The 20,709-nt window shown below is 62.0% G+C and carries 15 protein-coding genes; 11 read left to right on the top strand and 4 right to left on the bottom strand.

The window, feature by feature from the left end; all coding sequences use genetic code 11:
• The coding region (locus ST3T6A_RS0101665) for a hypothetical protein (RefSeq protein ID WP_157602303.1) at positions 1-1,931 on the bottom strand (1,931 nt) is incomplete at its 3' end.
• A gap of 651 nt (positions 1,932-2,582) precedes the next feature.
• Here ST3T6A_RS0101665 and ST3T6A_RS21020 point away from each other — a divergent pair.
• The 6 genes from ST3T6A_RS21020 (at position 2,583) to ST3T6A_RS0101640 (ending at position 12,858) form a co-directional block, all read left to right on the top strand.
• Positions 2,583-4,115, top strand: coding sequence for a reverse transcriptase domain-containing protein (locus tag ST3T6A_RS21020; RefSeq protein WP_083937289.1), 1,533 nt, complete (start codon positions 2,583-2,585; stop codon positions 4,113-4,115).
• Between the two features lie 366 nt (positions 4,116-4,481).
• The gene (locus ST3T6A_RS0101660) at positions 4,482-4,730 is read left to right on the top strand and encodes a hypothetical protein (RefSeq protein WP_019831148.1); all 249 of its coding nucleotides are present in this window, start codon (positions 4,482-4,484) and stop codon (positions 4,728-4,730) included.
• A gap of 277 nt (positions 4,731-5,007) precedes the next feature.
• The gene (locus ST3T6A_RS0101655) at positions 5,008-5,868 is read left to right on the top strand and encodes a hypothetical protein (protein ID WP_019831147.1); all 861 of its coding nucleotides are present in this window, start codon (positions 5,008-5,010) and stop codon (positions 5,866-5,868) included.
• Positions 5,869-5,873: 5 nt separating this feature from the next.
• A complete protein-coding gene (locus tag ST3T6A_RS0101650) occupies positions 5,874-6,518 on the top strand; it encodes a hypothetical protein (protein WP_019831146.1) in 645 nt (214 codons plus the stop codon).
• A gap of 518 nt (positions 6,519-7,036) precedes the next feature.
• Complete coding sequence (locus ST3T6A_RS0101645; RefSeq protein ID WP_037537420.1) at positions 7,037-9,706, top strand: PD-(D/E)XK nuclease family protein; 2,670 nt, start codon at positions 7,037-7,039, stop codon at positions 9,704-9,706.
• Entirely contained in the window at positions 9,703-12,858 is a 3,156-nt protein-coding gene (locus ST3T6A_RS0101640; RefSeq protein WP_019831144.1) for a UvrD-helicase domain-containing protein, read from the top strand. The genes ST3T6A_RS0101645 and ST3T6A_RS0101640 overlap by 4 nt, the downstream gene beginning before the upstream one ends.
• Positions 12,859-13,132: 274 nt before the next feature.
• On the opposite strand, the gene ST3T6A_RS20675 is transcribed toward ST3T6A_RS0101640, so the two are convergent.
• Positions 13,133-14,272, bottom strand: a complete 1,140-nt coding sequence (locus ST3T6A_RS20675; RefSeq protein WP_157602300.1) for a restriction endonuclease — start codon at positions 14,270-14,272, stop codon at positions 13,133-13,135.
• 132 nt (positions 14,273-14,404) lie between these two features.
• Here ST3T6A_RS20675 and ST3T6A_RS20670 point away from each other — a divergent pair, with 132 nt between their 5' ends.
• The 3 genes from ST3T6A_RS20670 (at position 14,405) to ST3T6A_RS0101620 (ending at position 18,225) form a co-directional block, all read left to right on the top strand.
• Positions 14,405-15,175 (top strand): DUF433 domain-containing protein, encoded by a 771-nt coding sequence (locus ST3T6A_RS20670; RefSeq protein ID WP_019831142.1) that lies wholly within the window; start codon positions 14,405-14,407, stop codon positions 15,173-15,175.
• Entirely contained in the window at positions 15,156-15,605 is a 450-nt protein-coding gene (locus tag ST3T6A_RS0101625) for a PIN domain-containing protein (RefSeq protein ID WP_026359339.1), read from the top strand. The genes ST3T6A_RS20670 and ST3T6A_RS0101625 overlap by 20 nt, the downstream gene beginning before the upstream one ends.
• A gap of 148 nt (positions 15,606-15,753) precedes the next feature.
• Entirely contained in the window at positions 15,754-18,225 is a 2,472-nt protein-coding gene (locus ST3T6A_RS0101620) for an NACHT domain-containing protein (protein WP_020415550.1), read from the top strand.
• 53 nt (positions 18,226-18,278) lie between these two features.
• Here the strand turns inward: ST3T6A_RS0101620 and ST3T6A_RS0101615 are convergent, their stop codons facing one another.
• Complete coding sequence (locus ST3T6A_RS0101615) at positions 18,279-18,842, bottom strand: RloB domain-containing protein (RefSeq protein WP_019831140.1); 564 nt, start codon at positions 18,840-18,842, stop codon at positions 18,279-18,281.
• On the bottom strand, positions 18,839-20,047 hold the full coding sequence (locus ST3T6A_RS0101610; protein WP_019831139.1) for an AAA family ATPase: 1,209 nt from the start codon (positions 20,045-20,047) through the stop codon (positions 18,839-18,841). Before ST3T6A_RS0101610 ends, ST3T6A_RS0101615 begins: the two co-directional genes overlap by 4 nt.
• 78 nt (positions 20,048-20,125) lie before the next feature.
• Between ST3T6A_RS0101610 and ST3T6A_RS21335 the strand changes: the two genes are divergently transcribed.
• Both ST3T6A_RS21335 and ST3T6A_RS0101605 read left to right on the top strand, forming a co-directional pair.
• Complete coding sequence (locus ST3T6A_RS21335; RefSeq protein ID WP_157602297.1) at positions 20,126-20,341, top strand: hypothetical protein; 216 nt, start codon at positions 20,126-20,128, stop codon at positions 20,339-20,341.
• Entirely contained in the window at positions 20,319-20,528 is a 210-nt protein-coding gene (locus ST3T6A_RS0101605; protein WP_019831138.1) for a hypothetical protein, read from the top strand. Before ST3T6A_RS21335 ends, ST3T6A_RS0101605 begins: the two co-directional genes overlap by 23 nt.
• Positions 20,529-20,709: the final 181 nt, after the last annotated feature.

Below are 20,709 nucleotides of genomic sequence, written 5' to 3'. Positions count from 1 at the left end.
AGAATGACGCGCAGTCCTCCTGCAAGCTGCAGGATGAGGTCCAACCGCCCAGCGCCCGCAAGAATCTCGTCCATGATCGTCACTCTTCCATGGAACGAGGCATCTAGCCACGCCCGGATCTGTGACTTAGCGTAACGCTCAGGATGAGACGTCCACTTGTGTGTCCCCGGACGTTCACCCGGTCTCCAGTAGGTCATTCGGTAGTCTGAGGCGGTCTTAGATGCAAACCGCTCGAGCGCTTCCTGCAACGCACCAGTCGTGACCCGAGCGACGGCTTCGGGAACTGAGGGCGCAAGCGTCGCTCCACCCTCGACCGCAGCCTCCAAAATCGCGGTGGCGCGTGCCCGCCCAGCCGGATCGATAGGGAGGCGCTTGGCGGCTGCAGCGGCCCGGACCGCATCCTCGGGGAAACCGGCCTGGTTTGCAAATTCCCCTAGGTCAAGGAGCCGTGGCACACTCTCCCCCTTCAGCACGACCTCGCGAGTCGCGACTGCAAGCGCCTCCGCCCAGCTCCTTTCTGCTCGCAGGCGCTCCATTAGAAGGGATGCAACGTTTCGCGCTAGTGGCTGGTCCTCCAGGATTCGCTTGAGCCATGTTATTGCTCTACGGCCCTGATCCGCATCGCCGAGGAGCCCGGCCAGGGCGATCCTCGTCGGCGTCAGCAGCGACGGGTGGAGGTTGGTCGCAAGCGCCTCTTCATGGAGCGCCTCCAAGGCTGCGAGCTTGGCCGAAACCGTCTGGGCGGGCTCGTAGACGATCAGCGCGGTCTGGGTCGCCACCGTCACTGCGGGCTCCCCGATGCGGTCAAGGAGGTCGCGGACCCCACGAGCATCCTCCTCCCGCCACTTTTCCCTGAGGCGGTCCATGATGCGATCAAGGGAAAAGCGCGGGATGGCGACCTCGGCCTGCAGTGCATTCGCCTCGGCTGCGAAGTCGTCCGCGCGCCTGTCGCCCAATTCTCGCGCCAATCTCTCCGCCACCACGAGTGAGGCCAGCAATCCATCCTCCTCGCCCACCAAGGGCCGGCGAGCTTCGACCGAAGCGACTGCGGCGGCCAGTGCTTCCGGGCTGCGCTCCAGCGATTCGAGCCTTCGGGCTCGAGCGTAGTGCAGTCCAGCCCGGAGCGCCTCGTCGACGAGGTCCGGCCGGTCCAGAAGCTCAGCAGCCTTGTCCAGGACCTTGGTGGCCTTTTCGCCACCGTGATGTTCGAGCGCATGTCCAAGTCGAACCAGACTGATTGCAGCTTCCGTCCGCTGCCCCGCCTCAAGGAAGGCGTCGTGGCTCTCCTCGAACATCGAGAGGACGTTGACATCTGTAGGAGGCGTCACCCCAGCCAAATTGCGCAGCGCCATGCCTCGCGTCGCTGCGCTTACGTTCGGCGTTCGGTAGGCGAGCTCGGACCAGATCGTGGCGGCCGCCTCGACGCTCCCGGCCGCTGCATGTCCAATCGCTTCGAGATTGCGAAGCTCATGCACCTCCGCGGACTTAAGGTCTGTGCAGTCGGCAAGCAGTCTTCCCGCATCACCGGCGGCAAGATCGTGGCGACCGAGACGGTGAAAGATGGCCGCACGCGTGAGCAGGAGACGGCGTGCCTCGTCCGGCTTCAGGGCTGAGGCATCCACCCCGGCCAGCGCATCGCCCAACTTCTCACCTAGAGCGGGGCTCAGACCGCCGCTCGTCCTTGCCTCCTCAAGGAGCCTGGACGCCTCCCTGTGGTTCCCGTTCGACACGGCGGTCGCAACCTTGGATGCGAGCTGGGCGGAGAATGCCTCGGCCGCCTCCTTGATCGCGCGGCCGAGTCCCCTTCGGATCTCAGGCGACAATGCTTCCACTCCCTCTGCCGTGCTAATCCGGCCTACGACACTGCCGCTCGGCGGGTCTAGGCGCGCGTTGAACACAATGTCGTCGCGGGCAATCTGGCGTGCGATCAAGCCGATCTTATCCAGTTCAACATTGAAGAGGGACTCAAGCCATGCCGTCGGATCCGTGATGTCCGCTGGACGCCCTGCGGCCTCGAAAGCGAGGAGCGCCCTTCCGATTGCAGTACGAATGTCGGGGGCGCCAGTGGAACTGGATCCTACGAAACGATCGTTCGCGATATCGAGGCTGAATGTGCCAACCCGGGCTCCCGAATGCACATCGAACACACCAAAGCGCGGCAGCGTTTGCTTTCCTTTACTCGTCATGGCCCTTTATACCGATGGAGGCCTTAGCCGCTTTCTGTCTGACCGCCTAACGGCGATAGATCGCGAAAATCTGGCGCTTCAAGTTGGAACTAGGCCAGAAGGGTTGAAAGGGTCTGCCTATCGCTCACCGGATCCCAATGGGCACAGATTTGAACGAAAATGCGCATCCACGGGTTGCACATATTGACACGAACAGCTGACCCGGCTTTGGTCGTTTCAGTGGCGTAGTAGCCGAGGCGGGGACAAGATAACAGGATGCCGATGGCCTCCTATGCCTTGAGGGGCGTACGCAACCAACTTCTGCGCGGGTGCGGTCCTTGAGAACACCGAAGCCAAAAGCCAAGGTGGAAATTTTTCTTTTATATCCCCGCCGAATTTCTGGATATTGTGGCGTTTATGCAGACCGCGATCAAACGAGAAATCAAGCTACTCTCTGATCGCCTCTTTGCTAGGCTAGCCGCTCGGGAAAAGACCGCTGAAAAGCATCGGGATCAATTCCATAAGCGGACAAATATGATACCAGGCACGTCTTCAAAGACTGTGCCAAGTTGGCCAGACCGCCACTTTGATCCGACGTTCTGTAAACGGAACGCGAACTTTCTTGCCAAGACGATATGGCATAAAGTTCAAAATGAGACCTACAAGCCAAGACCCGCTCTTCATTTCCAGATTGATAAACCCGGCGGCGGAAAGCGGGATATCATGGCCTTTTCCATACCAGACTCGGCGCTTGCAAACGTGCTTATGCGTCGCATCCGGGAAAGGAATCTAAAGCGCTTCTCGCCCCATTCTTTTGCTTATCATCCCGACAAAAATATATTTGATGCCGTACTCGATCTTCGTGGATACATTACTTCAACCGATAAAGTGTATTCTGTTCAGGTGGATTTTTCAAATTACTTCGAATCTATACCAAGTGCATACCTCCAAGATCTGATGAATGATCGAGGAGTTCTCGCTCTAACGTCCGCCGAGAAGGCGGCCGTGCGAGAATTTATGTTTCATAAATTTGCCCAAAGGCAGCAGTATAGCTCCGGCTCATTCGAGACTAGACGGCGTGGAACACCTCAAGGCTCGTCCGTTTCTCTCCTGCTAGCAAACTTGGCCAACCATGGTCTCGATGTTCGGCTGGAGAAAATGCCGGGCAAATTTGTACGGTTCGCCGACGATGTTACCGCTGTATGCGGAAGCTATGAGAGTGCTGTAGCAATTGAATCTTGTTTCAACCAACATTGTTCGGATACGGGAATTACAATAAATCACAAAAAGTCTCCCGGTATTGCTCTTTTGGCAAAAAAAGACGGGGAGATAAGGACATTTGATCACATTGACTATTTAGGATACAGATTTGTCAATGATGGCTTGGTATTGTCTGAGAGTGCTATTAAAAGAATCAAGAGACGACTATCTCGACTGATAAATTTGTATCTAATTCATTACATCGATCGGGTCGGATTTAATCCATATCGAGTTGGTGCTACGGCGAAGTACGATTGGGATCTTTTGGGTCTTATATCTGAAATTCGCAATTATCTCTATGGCGGTCTAAGCGAGGCCGAGCTAGCTGCAATGCTTGTTGATGGAAAAAAGCTTAAGAAAATGAGGGGCTTGATGAGCTTTTACGCGCTTCTCGATAAGCAGGAAGCTCTAGCGATGCTCGATGGATGGCTGGCAAATTCCATAAAGAGAGCGCTTCGCAAGAGAAACAAGATCTTGCTATCGAGATATGGTACCGCCGGACTCAATCCAAGCGCCAGAGAACTCATTTTGGGAACGTGGATTGACCCGACGAATTGGAGAGGTGAGCCAAAGCCCGATTTCACCCTGCCAAGCTTCCGAAGGGGTTGGCGAGCATCCAGAAAATATTATTTTACATTTGGCCTGAAAGATGTTTCGCCTCCCAAATACGGTTACCAATATTCAGGGTAATTATTGGCAAATAATATCGCTATTGTTCTGGTTTTGTGCTTATTTAACCTATCGATTGTTTGATCGATCGACTCCAAAATATATCGTCCGACTGCAATCTTGGACGAAGATGCAGGATGGCCGGTTTCGGGCTCGTCGATACGCGGCCTAAATGACAAGGTTTGGGCGCTCAGATGATGGTCCGATTCATATAAGTTGAGCGGCCGTTCCTACTAGGGGCGGTCGTTCTCGTGCGCTCCGGCGAGCGGCAAGTATTGGTCGCGAGCTGCCGGCGGCTTCGCGCCGAAAACACGATAGTGAGCTGCTTGCTGTTTCAGCCCAAAAGGCGCCGATCGTTCGCATTGCCGATCTACCCCGTCGTGCACCATGAGCGACGCTACAACTGGCGGGAAAAACGGGGGCGAGCGGGTCGAGGCGGCGCCGCCGTTCGGGGCGAAGGATATCCTGCGGGCGCGAGGCTACCGTTGGGACGCGCCCGGACGGTGCTGGTCGAGGGACGTCGACGCCGGGGAGAAGGCGGACGAGCTGCGGTGGCTCGCCGCCGAGAACTATGGCGGAGAATGCGGCGCGCGCTGCGTGCGGGGCGACTGGACGACGCGCAACGCGCGCCGATGACGGTTGACGTCAGGCCTAGCGCGGAGGCGGCCGGGACGAGAGGGCGCGAAGCGTGAACTCATCGTTCATTCACTTACGATCGATGTCGGCAAGGACTGTTAAGCGTTCGGAATTGATCCATCCTCGGCGTGATATCGCTTCGGATCGGGGATACACTCAAATAGAGGGTGCTCGTTCCGGGTTCGGGGGTGATGAGTTGATTGAGAAGCGTAGCCGTTTTCTACGGCGTTATCAGTTCCGGTTTTCGCCGCGGGCGCGGAGTGGTTACGCCCTGCCGTTGACGGCGACGGAAGGGGAGCTGTCGGTCCTTGAGGCCCTGCGGGTGGCGCAGAGGAACAAGAAGGTGACGGTGAAGCAGCCCAACGGGGACGACGTCGACCTCATCGCCATCGTCCACGACGCGCGGGCGAAGCTCCTGACGCTGCTGTTCCACCGGACGAGCCCGGACGCGGCGGACCCCGCATATCGGAGGGTAGTGGAGGACAAGGTGTCGCTTCGTCAGACCACGAAGGAGCGCGACGAGGAGCAGACCGTTTCGGCGCACTTGGTGATCGACACCAGATCGTTCGATGCGGGAGCGTATAACGCAGCCTTAGAGGAGATGCCCGGCCTGAGCCTGAGCGTGGTGAAGCAGATCATCGCGGGCGCGCTCAACGAATACAAATATGCGTATGAGGACCGGAAGGGCAACAAGCAGGAGACCTATTCCACCTTCAAGGCGTTGGGGCACAAATCGGAGAATCTGACCGATACGCTCAAGAACAAGGGGTCGATAAACTACCTGACGCTTACCCGCACGAAGATCCCCGACGCGCCTGACAGCGAGGGCATCGCGGAGCCGGCGCTCGAGCGGTTGCGGTATAAGATCGTTGGGGATCCGACTTCGAAGGAGTGGCTGGCTGGGCTGGTCAAGTTCGCGAACAAGGTTCGCGAAGATGCGTGGGACGACGTGTCTCTGGACCTCAGTCTGGATGACGACCGCCACAGGACGGTGAAGCTCGAGCGGGAGGCGGAGGCGGCGGAGATCATGTTCGTGCGTGCCGAACAGGTCTTCGTGAGCCGGGATCTCCCGCCCTGCACGATGGAGGTGGTGCCGGAGCTCATCGAGGCCGCCAAGAAGCTCATGGCGAAGGGCTGACGGCGATGGGGCTCACCGGCTTCCCGCTGCGCTACCTTGTCCTTGAGGATGCGCGCGGTCGTCGTCTGGTATGGCGGGATTTGCCGGGGATGCTTGCCCTCGTCGTGCTGATGTCGGCGCCGTTCCTGCTGATCCCGGGAGCCAACTTCTTCCACAAGGACGGGTTCGTCGACAAGATCGGCACCTTCGCGTCGGTACTCACCGGTTTCTACGTGGCAGGACTGGTCGCGGTCGCGACCTTTCCCCGCAACATTCATGGCCTCGACAAGGTGATCGAGGTTGGCCCGATCCTGCTGCCCGTGGCGGATGGAGAGCGTGAGCGCCTGACGCGCCGCGAATATGTCTGCGCGATGTTCGGCTATCTGGCCTTCATGTCGATGATCGTGACGATCATCGCGATCGGCTGCGTGACTGTGTCCGACTGGTTCAAGCACATACCGGGTGTGCACAGGACGCTAGCAGGGACGCAGGTCAGCATTCCGAGGCGATGGCTGCGAGCGGTTCCGCTGCTTGGCGGGAACATCGTGCTGTCGAGCGTCTTCACGACCACGGTCCGGGCGCTCTACTATCTGATTGATCGTCTGTATGTAACGTCTCCGAAGCCGCTGCCTCGCGAGGCGGCGGACGCGGAGCCTAGCTCGAGCCGCTAAATCTCGTCAGGGTGCGGTGCCGTTCGCGGAGGCCGAGCGCCGCGAGACTATTCACTATCGCCAAGCCGTCGAGGCGGCACTTCGCGCGCGCCCCGTCCTGTCGTCGGACCATCCGTGGCTGGGATGAGGATGCGCGGCTCGCGATGGTTTGACGCTTGGATCTGCCAGATGACGACGCCCTATTCACAGTTGGCGAAGGTCACGAAGCTGCCTGTCGAGCGTATGGTCCCACCTGCGTGCAAAAGTTCGTCGAAGGCTCCGACATCCTAGACGGCCGCGATCTGGACGAATGGCAGCGGGACGCCTTTGAGCAAGTCAACGCTTGGGGGAGAGGGATGGGATTGCGCTGACACCGAGAAGCGCTATTGCTCCAGCATGATCCGCCTTATGCCGTCAGTTTGATTGTCATCTATAGGGACCGGGCGGCCATCCGAGTCAAATAATCCGATCCTATTCGGCCTAATAATTTGACCTTGCTGGGCATAAGCGATCCAGTCATTAGGGGCGGGAGAGAAACTATGGATATCGTCTTCGGCCTTTACGCTGACGGAGGGGCATCGCCCGATCATGGCGGCGATGGTCATGGAACGCTCGGTGCACCAGTGGTTGGACCGCATGGTCTGCTCGACATAGTTGAAACGAATGTCGGCCTCTCGGAGCCGCCCGCAGCTTTTCTGGTGCGGATTGCCGCGTGGCAAGCTGCGTTGGCCGCGGCCGGCACGGATCGCTTCTGGTCAGCATCGCTCGCAGTCGATGGCTGGAGCAGCGCGCGGACGCTGCTCGCCTGGCGCGATATGCTGGTCGAAGCCGGGTGGTCGGCATCGGACGACTGGCCGGCGGGCCGGATCGCGGACCTAGCCGCCGCTGAACGGCTCGCAGACGATATGCCCGCAGGTGTCGCAGATCGTCTCCGCCGTATCCTGCCTCGTATTCGTCCGACGATCGCTGGAACGATCCGCCGGGTGCGTTTGATTGATCCGAAACCTTTGCACAGCATCGGGTGGCGAAACTTGCTGGACGCGCTCGAGGCTGCAGGCGTCGTGATCGAGTCGATGCCGGTCACCCCCGCCGCCGCAGCCGGGACGGCGCTGGGCCAGATGCAGCGCTGGATGATGGGTGATTCTGCGGCGCCGACGGTCCCTGACGGTTCGATCACCCTCGCGAGCGCCGCGAGCGGTCTACTCGCGGCCGATATAATCGGCCAATGGGCGCGCGTTGCGGCGGATCGGGACGGCGTGATGGCGCTCATCGCGCAGGACGGTGATAGCCAATTGCTCGACCATGGCCTTGCGACAGCGCGTCAGCCGCGCGCGGGTCGGAGCAGGCGCTCGCCGCATCGCGGCACGCTCCAGCTTCTCCTGCTGGGGTTCAAGATCTCGTGGGCGCCCTTCGATCCCCACGCGCTCATGGAACTGCTGCTGTTTGCGAACTCGCCGATCGCGGGACGCGTGGCCGGGCGACTGGCCGATGCTCTTGAAGCTGCGCCGGGCCGGGGCAGCTCGGAGTGGGCCGACGCCTGGGCCACGATTGAGGCCGAGGAACATGCGGCCGCTGAGGATGCAAAGGCGGCTGCCGCCGTGACGCAGCGCCTCACGCGCTGGCGAGCCTGGGCCGAGCCCTCCGTGTGGGACCCTGTGGAAGGGATGCCCGTCGCCGAGGCTGTGGCCATCTGCGATCGCACGATCAGTTGGGCGCTGACCCGCCATGCCAACGGTGGTGACTCGCTCTATCTCTCGACGGCCAGCCTTGCGGGCGATGTTCGATCGGCGCTCCTGTCCCTCGATCGGCCCCTGCTGCCCCGCACACTGATCGAGAGGGTGATCGACCAGGCGCTCGATACGGGCGAGGCTGATCCGGCCGCCATCGCCGAGGCCGCGCCGTGGCGGGCCGTCTCGCATCCGGGTGCGATCTGGGGCCCAGTCGATGATGTGCTGTGGTGGAATTTCTCCGCCACCCGGGAGGGTGCCGGCCGCATGCCGTGGACCGTCGCTGAACGGGCACTCCTCGCTGGTCGCGGCTGTGGACTGGACGAGCCGGAGCGCGAGGGCCTCGCTCTGAGCGCGGCCTGGGAACGCGCCATCTTGAATTGTCGTCGGCGCCTGCTCTTCGTCAGCGCGGGTCTGGAGGCTCATGACGAGGCGAACCGACACCCTGTCGCCCATCGGCTCGCGGTCGCGATTAAGGATGGTGCCGACCATCTGCGGCTGGAGGCTGCGTTGGCCAGCGAGCAACAGGAGCTCGCCGGCGAAACGCTTGAGCGGGTCGCGATCACGAGCGGAAATCTGCCATCGTCGCGCGCCCAATGGACCACGCCGCCCGGCTTCGCCGAGAGGCTCGACGGGCAGGTTGAATCAGCCACCTCGTTCGAGAACCTGTTTTCGTGTCAGCTGATGTGGGCGCTGCGCCACGTAGCCCGTCTCCGCCTGGGCCGTGCTCGTGCCATTCCGGACGAAAATCGCCTACTCGGCAATCTCGCGCACGCTCTGGCCCGCGAGATTTTCATTCCGGGGCAGCCTCCGGCGCCGATGGTGGCGCAGGTCCGTACCGTCGAGTTGCTCGACAGCGCGATCGACCGGCTCGCGGCGCCTTTGCGTCATCCCTCGTTTGCAAGTGGCCTCGCCTTTGCCCGCCGACGGCTTCCGTCCGCGATGGCGGCGCTCGCCGAGAGTCTCGAGGCCAACCAACTGACGGTCGAGGCGACGGAGCATCAGATCAGCGCGACCTTCGAGCAGGCGTTGGCCGTGCGGGGGGCGATCGATCTCGTCGCGCGAGATCACCGCGGTGAGGCCGTCATTGTTGATCTCAAATGGACCCGCAATCCGAAGAGCCGGATCGAGGAGCTGAAGAGTGGACAGGCGGTCCAGCTCGCGACCTATGGGGCGGCTCTCACCGGGGCCGGTCCCTATCGGGCCGGTTACTATATGCTCAACCAGCGCCAGTTGTTGACGCTCGCAAATGCAGGGCTGATAGGGCGAGCTACGGACGGTACGCGGTCGCTTCCGGCAACGTGGGACGCCATCACCGCCAGCTGGGCGGGCTGGCGCGACGCAGCCGCCGACGGCACGCTCGTGGCCGCTGGCGTCGAGGGCGCGAACGCTCTCATTCCGGCGGACGTGACCCTTATTCGCGAGGTCCGCTGCGACCGCTGCGATTATCAGACTCTGTGCCGCGTGAGGGGACTTCGATGAGCACGACCTATGGCCGCGTCGACTCGATCATCGCATCTGCGGGAACCGGCAAGACCTACACCCTGGTCGAGGACATCACGGCGGCGATTGCAGCCGGGCTGGCGCCGGACCGGCTGCTGGCGACGACCTTCACCAAGAAGGCCGCGGCCGAGTTGTCGGGACGCATACGCACGGCGTTGATCAGGAACGGCCGGGCTGATCAGGCGGCGGCGCTGCTCTCTGCCCGGATTGGCACCGTCAACAGCGTGTGCGGCTCGCTCATCAGCGAATTCGCGTTTGAGCTCGGTCGATCGCCGACCGCTGACGTTATCGAGGAGAGTCGTCAGAGCGTGATGTTCGCGCGCGCGACCGGCGACTTGATGACCGCCTGGATCGGTCAGATGGATCTCCTGGCCGAGCGGCTCAGCATCCCCGATCGCGATCGGGCCAGTCCGCGCGGGCAGATTCGGGGATGGCAGGATACGGCACGCCGCATCGTTGATGCGGCACGGTCCAATGGCATCGACCGCGACGGGTTAGTGCGATCAGCAGAGCGCTCGACGACCAGTCTGCTCGCGCTGCTACCATCAGCAGAGCCGGGCGAGACGCCCGAGGGTCTGGACGCAGCACTCGAAGCGGCGGTGCGCGCCTGCGCGACGGCGCTGACCCCCGCGCAGCGGGCAACGCTCAAGAAAACGACCATGGACAAGGATGTGCCGCGTATCGAGGCGGCGATCGCTATCCTCGATCGAGGAGAACTTCTGCCTTGGGTCGAATGGGCCCGTCTTAGCAAACTCGGCGCCACCAAGGCTGACAAGCCGCTTTTCGATGCGGTCATCAATGCCGCGGCGGTCCACTTCCGGCATCCCCGGCTGCGGTCCGATATCGCCGACTTTATCCGGCTCCAGTTCGCATGCGCCGCCGACTGCCTCGATGCTTATGCGGATTACAAGAAAGCGCATGGTCTGATCGACTTTGTGGATCAGGAGATGCTGGCGCTCCAGATTCTGCGCGATCCGGCGAACGAAACGCGCCTGCGCGAGCTAATCGGCGGGGTGTTCGTCGACGAGGTCCAGGACTCGAGCCCCATCCAGATTGCGATCTTCTCCGAGCTAGCCCGGATTGCGCCGCAGTCCGTGTGGGTGGGCGATCCGAAGCAGTCGATCTATGGCTTTCGCGATGCCGATCCGGAATTGACGCGCGCCGCGGCGACCCAGATCACCACCGATACGTCGGGGACCGTTCGCTATCTGCAGCGTTCCTGGCGTTCACGTCCGTCGCTGTGTCTTGCGGTCAACGCGGCGTTTCTGCCGAACTTTACGCGCGCCGGAATGGCGCAGGAGGAGATCGCCTTCTCCGAAGATTGGGCGCGACCGGAAGTGCCTGACATGCCGCCTGCATTTGCCGCCTGGTCGATCGCGGGAAGCAACAAGGAGATTCGAGCCGAGGCCCTCGCGGGCCAGATTGCTGGCTTGCTGGCCGAAGGAGAGACGTGGCCGGTCGTCCCGCGCGACGTTGGCGCGCGGGCCCTGCGTGGCGGCGATATCGCCATCCTGTGTCGCAGCAATCCGCAGGTCGCGGAATTCGCGCGTGCTCTGAGTGCCAAGGGCTTGCGGGTGGCGGTCGAGCGCCAGGGTCTGCTTCATCAGCCCGAGATCGAACTGGTGCTGGCCGCGCTCCGGTGGGTTGCCGACCCGAGCGACAGCGTCGCGTCAGCCGAAGTGGCGCGGTTTGCCGCCGATGATGAAAGCTGGTTGGCGGCCGCGTTCAAAGCCGATGCCGGCCCGGCGATCGCCGGCTGCATCCCCTTTGCGGGCGCGCTGCAGGCGATCCGGGACCGCGTCTTTCAGCTGACCCCAGCTGAAGCGCTCGACGCCGTTCTCCACGTCCAGGGTTTGCCGGAACTGATTGGACGTTGGGGCTCGATCGAACAGCGGCTGCACAATCTCGAAGCGCTGAGAGTGCTCAGCCAAGACTATCAGAATGAGCGCCGGACGGAACGGCAGGCGGCGACGTTGACGGGGCTTTGCCGATGGCTCTCCGACCAGGCGGAGGCGGCACAGCCGCAGAGTCTGCACCCTGATGCCATCCAGATCCTCACCTACCATGGTGCGAAAGGTCTGGAATGGCCGGTCACAATCCTGACGGAACTGGAGGCGGAAGCGAAAGGCTCGCCGTTCAGGCTGGCGGCTGAAAATGAGAGTGCGCCGGACTGGCGCGCGCCCCTCGAGGGCCGCGTGCTCCACTACTGGCCCTGGCCTTATGGCGAACAGACCAAGGATGTCGGCCTGGACGCCGTGGCATCTGGCAGTCCGGAAGGAATGCGGGCGCTGGATGCCGAGCGTCTTGAGCGCACGCGACTGCTATACGTCGGGATGACCCGAGCCCGCGACTATCAGATTCTCGCTCTCACAGGTCGCCCCACGTTCTGGCTCGACGAACTGTGCGGACTGGACGGCGCGCCTCACGTGCGTGCCGCCGAGCCGACCCTGACGATAGGCAACACCGTCTTTCCGGCCCGGGGAGCCGCGCCGACCGCGCCTGCAGCGGACGAGATGACGTCGCCGGAATATGGCCCGGGGACATGGCCTGCAGTCGAGCACTTGCCGCTGCGGATCAATCCCAGCGCGGTCCGCCATGAAGGTGAGGTCGGGCTTGCGGAGCGCCAGCGGCTGGGCGACCGGATCGCTCTGGTCGGCAACCCCGACATGATTGCGCTCGGCGAGGCCTGCCACAGATTTTTCGCCCAGGATGACGTCGCGGCAGATCGGGCGATCCGCCTCGAGCGCGCGGCGTGGCTGCTCGATCGCTGGCATGTGCCCGAAATGGCTCCAGCCGATCTGGTCCTGGCCTCGGATCGGCTTCATCACTTCCTCGGCGAGCGATTCCCGGGCGCTAGGATCATGCGGGAATGGCCTGTTCACGCACTGGCGGATCGTCAGGTGATCGCGGGGCGTCTCGATCTGCTTGTGGACACGGACGAGGGGTTCGTCATCTTCGATCATAAGAGCTTCCCCGGGGTGATTGATCTCGACGAGGAGCGGCTTCGGGCTTTCGCGGGGCAGGCCGGGCTTTATGCGCGCGCGCTCCAATCCGCGGCGGGTCGACCGTGCCGGGAGTTCTGGCTGCATCAGCCCATCGCGGCGACAATGGCGCTGGTATCGATCGGCTGACGATAAATTTGCTCGTCCCTCGAACGGCCGGGCCGGCGCGATATGCCCAAGAGCGACGGGGCGTGCGCCGTCCTGCGCAAGCGCGGCATCACGGCCATATTTGCGAGGCCGCTCCTGGGGCGGCCTCCTTTGCAGGCCAATATTTGTCCCGCATTACCGCCAGCGGGGATTGTCGGGCCGCCACCCATGGCGCTGTGGCTCGAATGAGGGATTTCGTTGAAGGGCCGTCGAGCTCGACGGGATCGAGGCTGGGCAAGCCTTTCCCCGAACGAGCCTATCGATAGGCTGATCCATAGGGCTCGAGCATGGTCTTGAGCGTCGTGAAATCGCTCAGCGACATCTGGTACCGATACTGGGCCGCCACGTTGTAGGCGTCCTTCGTGAAACGGGAGGTCGTGAGCACGATGCCGGCGTTGAGCCGCTCGCCATTCACCACGCCCGCGAGTTTTCGAACGACGTCGACGGCGACGGGGCGGTTTGGATGGTAACGCTTGCATTCAACCGCGTATTGGAACGTCGCGAAGCCCCGGCGTTGGGCCAGATAGAGATCCTTGCCGCCATCCCGGGTCCGGGGTGTCAATGTGACCTCGAAACCCTCTCGGGAAAACAGCTCGGCAGCGAGTTCCTCAAACTGGCGTGAGTCCAGTTCGAAAACGAGGTCCGGACGCATGGCTATCCGGTGCAGCATTTCGCCGGTTACGAGTTGGACGCGCTCAATGACCGCCTGCTCGCGGTCCGATCCCCGACGAACAGGTCTTCCGTCGGGACCGAGAATGCCGGGCACGTTCAACGGCTCGAGCAGTTGGCCGAGTGTGCCGATGGGTCGGTTACGATCGAGACTCCAGGCGGACAGCAGGGTCTTCAGGAGGTGCGGCGATCCGCCGGTGTCCTTCCAGAGCTGGGTAACATCCATGTCGCTGAACTGATCGTAGCCGATCGCGCGACGAAGGAGCTGTTGGAAGGAATCGTAGACGAGACCATCAAGAGGTATCGTCGTTCCGATACCCAGCCGAACCCGGCTGAGGATCATGAAGTGGACGATCCACGGTCCGGTTTCGAGGCGGCGAATGGCTTCGATCGTATCGCCGGGCTCGAGTACCTCCGCGCTATCGACGATGCAGAGCAGTGGGCCTTCCAGGCCCCTGAAACTATCCGCCAAGCTATAGACATAGCTGCTGAGACCCGCACCGGAATAGGCCTGATACCGGATGATCCGATCACCGTAACGCTCCCGGCGCATGGTCGTGTACGCGTTCGCGAGTGTGGTTTTACCCGTTCCTCCCAGACCGACGATTTCGACGATGCCCGTTTTGATGAGGCTCTCGTCGATCGCCTCGATCTCTCCTGCGCGGCCGACAAAGAAGGGAGAACCATCCAGGTTATTGAAAAGGTGATTCAAGCGCGTCGCATCCAAGGAGAGGGGCGAGGAAGCCTATGGTCTCTCCCCTGATTGGGGAAGCGTATTCGAATCGGCTGTTGGAAGGGCGGGCACTACCGTGGTTGCGCGATCGCTAATGGCCCCTTAGATTGGGCCGTATTAGAGATCATGATGATTCAAGAGATTGGCCCCGTCACGCTCAAGGAAGCGGAATTTCTCCTCGGTCGCCCGCAGGAGGAACTGAGTCGCGCCATCGATCGCGGCGAGGTCGAGCGTCGCAACGAGGTTGTGGTTGAGCCGGCAAAGCCGAGCAAGACCAAGGGGAAGCGCTCGCGGGCGCTCGCTGGTCGCCGAAGCGTAAGGCGGGCATCCCGCGCCGCCTATGTTCAGATCCCTCCGACGGTCACCCGCACGGTGCGCACTCTCGGCACGCCGGAACTGCTGTATTTTTCCTTTGGTCGAGATCTGACCGAAACGTTGACCCCGGCGGGGCGTCGTAAGCTTTACGAGGCGATACGGGCCGCGGACCTCGGCACGAAGGCTGTCCGGGTGGGGCCATTCGACGTTTCGATCAAGGAAGCTACGGCTGCGCTTCTCAAGCGCTATCGCACTCTCAAGGATATGCGGGCCGGTATCGACGAGAGAACCGGTAAGGAACCTGTCCTCAAGGGGACGGACAAATCAGTCTATAAAATCGCCGCACTGGCCGAAGGGCAGGGGGTCAAGGAGACGCTTGAGGATTATCCGAGCCTCACGCTGAAGCAGGTGAACCGGGCAATCGAATATGCCCGCGCTTATCCCAAGAAGGGGCGCCCCTATCCGGCGTTGAGTCTCAAGCGCGCTGCGGCAGCCCTGGTGTCGTCGGGCGTGCTTGAGATGGACGCTGGTGAGCCGGTCGACATTTCGATCGACCAATTCCGTGACCCTCTATCTGATTGATCTCAACGTGTTGCAGGAAATGGGGCCGAAAGGGAATTCCCATGTTCGTGCATGGCTCGCAACGGTCGATGACGACGCCCTGCGTTTGAGCGCTCTGACCTTTTTTGAGAAGCGCGAAGGTTTGGAGCGGGAGCGCAAGCGCCGCCTCGCAAAAGGGGCGGACTGGGCCGACGTCGATTTAAAACTTGCCGAGATCGCGAAGCTTGAGACGCTGTTCGAGGATCGGGTCATCCCTGTCGGCACCAAGGAATATGCCGAATGGGCGAAACTGGTCGGTGTTAAGGGCAAGAACCAGCGCGATGCCGGGCTGGCAGCCACAGCACGGGTGAATGACCTGGTCGTTGTAACGCGCAACGTAAAGGATTTCGCAGGTCGGGATGTCCGCGTCCTGAATCCTTTCGTTGCGAAGCCGACGATTGTGATCGTCTAGCGCGGTTCCGGGCCTGCATTTTTTGAAGCGCGGACACGGAAGGGCGGCGTCTAAAACGACTGGATGATTTCGGCGTTTGGCTTCAGGTTGCCCCCATCTTGCGTCCAGTTTCTGCGACGACGACAGCATCATCAGGCAGATCAGATCGATGACGAGCACGACCCAGCGCGGCAACATATTCCGGGACCAGGTGGCGAGCTTGCTGCGGGCTGCGGGCTTTCGCGCCGAAACCGAGATCCGCGTTGGGCACAAGAATGTCGACGTGAAGGGTGTCTACGCGAAGGACGAGCTGGCGGGCGAGTTGCTCTATGCCTTCGAGGCCAAGGACTATTCCGGCACTCTTCCGATCGACGAATGCAGCAAGTTTGCCAATGAGCATCAGCTGCTGATCAACGGGGGCATGATCGACCATGCCTGGCTCATCTCGAAAGGGCCGATCAGCCCCGCCGGCCGGCAGGCGGTCGAGGCAGCCGACCGCAAGATGAAGGCGATGACTTTCGCGGAACTGCAACGGCGGCTGCTCCTGCTCGATTCATACCTGAAGGAGCTGGCGAGCGCTTACGACGCGAGCCGGCTCGGCGAATACTATATCCCTCCCGAGACACCCGATGGCGAGGATCTCGGGGCGCTTGTCCGCGCCTGGATGGATGCGGATGAGGCGTCTCCGCTTTTCGTGCTCGGCCCCTATGGTAAGGGCAAGTCGACCTTTGCCACCCATCTGGCCGCGACAATGGCCAAGGCCGCTCTCGCTGATCGAACCCAGCGCGTGCCGATTTTGATCAGGTTGGGCGAAATCGCGGACGAGCAGGCGATCGACGGCCTGGTCGGTAAGGTGCTGGCCAGCCAGCACCGGGTCCATAATTATCACTTCGAGACCTTCAGCGCGCTCAATCGGGAAGGCCGCTTCCTGATCATCTACGACGGCTTCGACGAGATGAAGCACGGCATGACGCCGGCGAAGTTCAGCAAGGCGCTCAGCGAGCTGATGCGCCTCGACGAGGGCGCGGCGCGTATCCTGGTGCTCGGCCGCGATACGGCCTTCCACGATGAGATCGAGTTTCGATCCGTGATGGATGGCGTTCAGCGCACCGGGGCGGGGCGGGTTATCCGGGCGGCCGGCCGGCGGCCCTATCGCCATGTGGAAATCCGTGGCTTTTCCCTCGAGGAAGCGCGAACCTATGTGAGACGCTATTTGCCGGTCCTGGCCGAGCGTGCGCGGCAGGGGCAGGCACCGGATCCTCAGTGGATTCAACACCGGATCGCCGAACTTGTTGGCGGCAACTATGACGAGCTGCTGGTGCGGCCGGTCCACGCGCAGATGCTCTGCGAGATTGCACTCCAGCCCGAGCATCTACGGCCTGACATGTCCGTTTATGAGCTGTTCGATACCTTCGTGCATTTTTTGCTCCAGCGCGAAGTCGACAAGAAGGGCCGCGACGCGGATTTCCCGCTCGAGGTCCGGCGCAACTTCAATGCCAGCCTCGCCTGGTGGCTGTGGGAGCGCGGCGGCGCATCGACCACGACGCTCGCGGACATCCCGCAGCGACTATGTGTCGAGGCGACGCGTGATATCCAGCATTCGCTGGGACGCGAGGAGACACGACGCGAGCTCATCCAAGGGTGCCTGGTCGAAAAGGGGTCGGACACCATCTATTTCCACCGGTCGATTCAGGAATTCTTGGTCGCCGAATATCTCATCACCACCGACCTCCTTCAGCGTGACCCGAACGCGAGCAACTGGTTCGAAACGGTGACCGGGAGCATCACCGGGGAGGTGATCGGGTTCATCGTTGCCGGCGCTCAGCTGTCGGAGCAACGGCAGGCTACCGCGCTCAACTGGTTGGCGGCCCTCGCCGGGGTTCGTGGCAACCGGATTCCACTCGCGGGATTCGAGCTGTTTTCCAGGCTCGGCCACGATCTGCTTGTCGAAATCAAGGATCCCACGGAAGCGCCCTGGTTGCTGTGGCTCACCTTTTTCCTGCGATCCGGAAATCGGGACTTCGCCGCCCGCAAGAGCAACACATTCGCGGTTTTGACGGACTTGCTGATCGCGTCTCGCTCGGCGACGAGAGATGCACAAGCGGCCGCTCTCTACGTGATCGCGCGGACGCTTTTTCATTCCACTGCCGCAGACGCGGCGAGCGTCGCGGGGGTTCTGGCGGCGATGCTGCCGATCCGGCGGCTCGGGCATGCGGTGGAAGAGGCTCAATTCAGGAAGACCCAGCGCCAGATCATCCTTCACGATGAAGATTACACGCTCTGGTCCTTCCTGCGCGCCGTGCGCATCGAGCAAGCCGATAACGAGGATCTTCGCATCGTCATTGATGTGCGCACGCTGCATGATGACGCGCGTGCGCATGTCTCCGGCAGCTTCGAGCGTGATGCCAGCGAGCCACGGCAGCAGTTTGGCCTACCCGTCCAGGCTCTGTACCAGGCGCTCGCGAACCGAAGTTCTCCGGTCGCCGAGAAGGACATCGATGCGATCCGTCCCTTCTTCAATGATCCGGCGGTCCGTGGCCGGCTTTCGCCGGTCGATATCGAGCGGCGTAGCCGTGATGCGGACCCGGTTATCGTGCCGAAGCCGGACCGCCCGAAACTGCGTCCCCGCTTCCAGGGGTAGGGACCTCTGCCTTGGGCCGCGATATACGGATCCGCGCCATCAGCAGACGCGCGTCATAGGAAGCCGGCGACATCGAGTAGCGCTGCAAGTCCGGGCTCGACCTGGCTGACGCGCTCTATGGCGGCAAGTTCGATCCGGTCAGCGAGCCGCGCGGCAGCCATGCCCTTACGATAGGTCGGCCACCTCGCTTCAAGGGCAGCGATCGCGAGCTGGGTGCTCGCCGGGCGAAGTTGCGTGCAGCCCTCAAGGTGTCGCAGGAGCAGGGCCTCGTGACACGTATGCTGCCAGATCAGCTGGAGATGCGCCTGCGCGATCGCGGGATCGATTCGGGCGTCCCGTGCGGGAGCGGCCCCCAATCGATCATTATCCAGCAGCACGAAGCGCGCGTCGAACCGGCCATGCTTGCGTTCGCGCTCGGCGGCTTTTTTCACCGCGAGTTCGACCAGTCCGAGCGGGTCTCCGCCGCCGGGACGCAGCAGCACGGCGTCGAGATGGACGGACAGGCGCTGAGCCTCCGCCAGTCGCGAGAGCAGGGCTACATAGGCCTGCTCGCTCTCGCCTTCGCATCCGACGAACAGCCGGCGGCGTTGCGCGACGATCCGGCGCTGCGGTCTCATCCGATATGAGGGAGGGCTCCGTACGCCCCTCCCAGATACTTGCGGTAGTGATTCTCGTCACGCCGCACCGCCTGGACATCCTGCAGCGCATAGACCTCTGTGCGCCCGGTCTGTGACTTGATGCAGAACAGCACCTCCTCCTTGACCAGCTCCTCGAGCAGGGATGCATTGTGACAGGTCATCCAGAGCTGGGCATTGTGCGGGTTGCGGTCGGGGTCGTGGAACCAGCGCAGAATCTCGGGCAGGACCAGCGGGTGGATGGCGGTGTCGAGTTCGTCGATCACCGCCATCCCGCCTGTTTCAAGCGCATTGATCAGAAACGGATAGAGACGCAGGAACAGCCGCGTGCCATGGCTTTCGAGGATCAGCGGCATGGGCCCGTCATGGCCTTCATGCATGAACAGGGCGATAGGCCCGCTAGGACCGTGCTCCATGCGCATTCCGCGGATGCCGAGATCAATGCGCTCGATTTCCCGGTTCAGCGTTTCGACGAGCTTGGGATTATCCGCATAGTGCCGCACCATCAGGTCTTCGAGACCTTCGGCACGCTCGATCAGGATGTTCGTCGAGACCGAGTTGGCGGCTTCCCAGAGCTTCGTCGCGAACGGATGTTTGAGTTGGGCGAGCGTCGAGATCACGCTGACATTGGGACGCAGGACCTTTTCGAGTGCTTGCCGAAAGCCGGTCAGTCCGAACGCCGAGGCGGCTGAGACTTTGCCGTCGCGATCTCGTTCGAAGAGCCGGACCTTACGCCGCGACGGCGAGGGCCAGAAGTGCAGGGCTTCCCACCGGATATGCTGGGGTTGGTCACGCAGGCCGCCGATTTCGACGCTGTACGTATATCGGCACCCTTCGGACGTCGCGTCCTCCAGGTCCGACAGGCCTGCGAACGAGATCGAGAGTCGGGTCGGCGCGTCGAGCGTGTCATTGCTGTTGAAGCGTTCGTAGGGAAGTCGCGAGTTGGGCACGAGCTGGAAGCTGTCGCGTACGAACCAGGTGATGAACGAGAGCGCCCGAAGTACGGTCGATTTTCCCGATGCGTTGGGCCCGAAAATCGCGATGACCTTGGACGCCCGTTCGGCCGAGCCAGGCCAGATCGGAGCGAAGCGTCCCGGCAGGTCCGGCGCATTGGCGGCGACACGCAAATCCACCACCTGCTTATCGCGGATGGAAAAGAAATTCTCGATTTCCAGTTCGAACAGCATGGGCGACCTCGTACGACAGCATAGCTCGTTTTGCCCGACATTCAACGATATCACGTTAAAGGTCGCTCGAGAGACGCTTTGAGCTGGCATCTGGGGTTTCGCCGGATGGATGCGGATGTCCGGGTGAAAACGCATCCTGAGCCGTGGCTGGCGGATGCGGGCGCGCCTCTCGGCGAGGAACGTCCGATGATCGCCTCCTTTTTGGTGTTCCTCGTTTGTTCTATCATTGAGCGAGCCGCCGAGTCGGCGGAACCGTTAAGGAGCAATAGCGATGCCGCAGCGCTTGCAGCATGACGCGCGGCTACGTGCCGCCGTCCAGGAAATTTACGACGCCGTCTATCCGGGCGAGGAATGGAACGGCGCGGTTCCGTTCGCGGAAGCTGAGCGCCGGGAAACGGTTCATTATCGCCAGGCGGTCGAGGCCGCGCTGCGGGCGCGTCCCATACTGATGGACCGGGCCGAGCAGCTGGCGCTGATCTGATGGGAAAGCGACGCAAGGGCAAGCAGCCGGTACCCCGCCATATCCGTGACTTTTCGCCGGATATGCCGGTTGCTCGAACCATCGCCGAGGGAGATCCCTGGTTTCGCGCGTGGAACATGAGGAGGCGACCGGCGGCGATCGCTTGCGAAAGCGCACCCGCATACGAGCGTGTAACTAGAGA

The organism is Sphingomonas sp. PR090111-T3T-6A, from assembly GCF_000383095.1.
Classification (GTDB): Bacteria; Pseudomonadota; Alphaproteobacteria; order Sphingomonadales; family Sphingomonadaceae; genus Solisphingomonas.
This window is presented reverse-complemented; position numbering and strand designations above follow the sequence as displayed.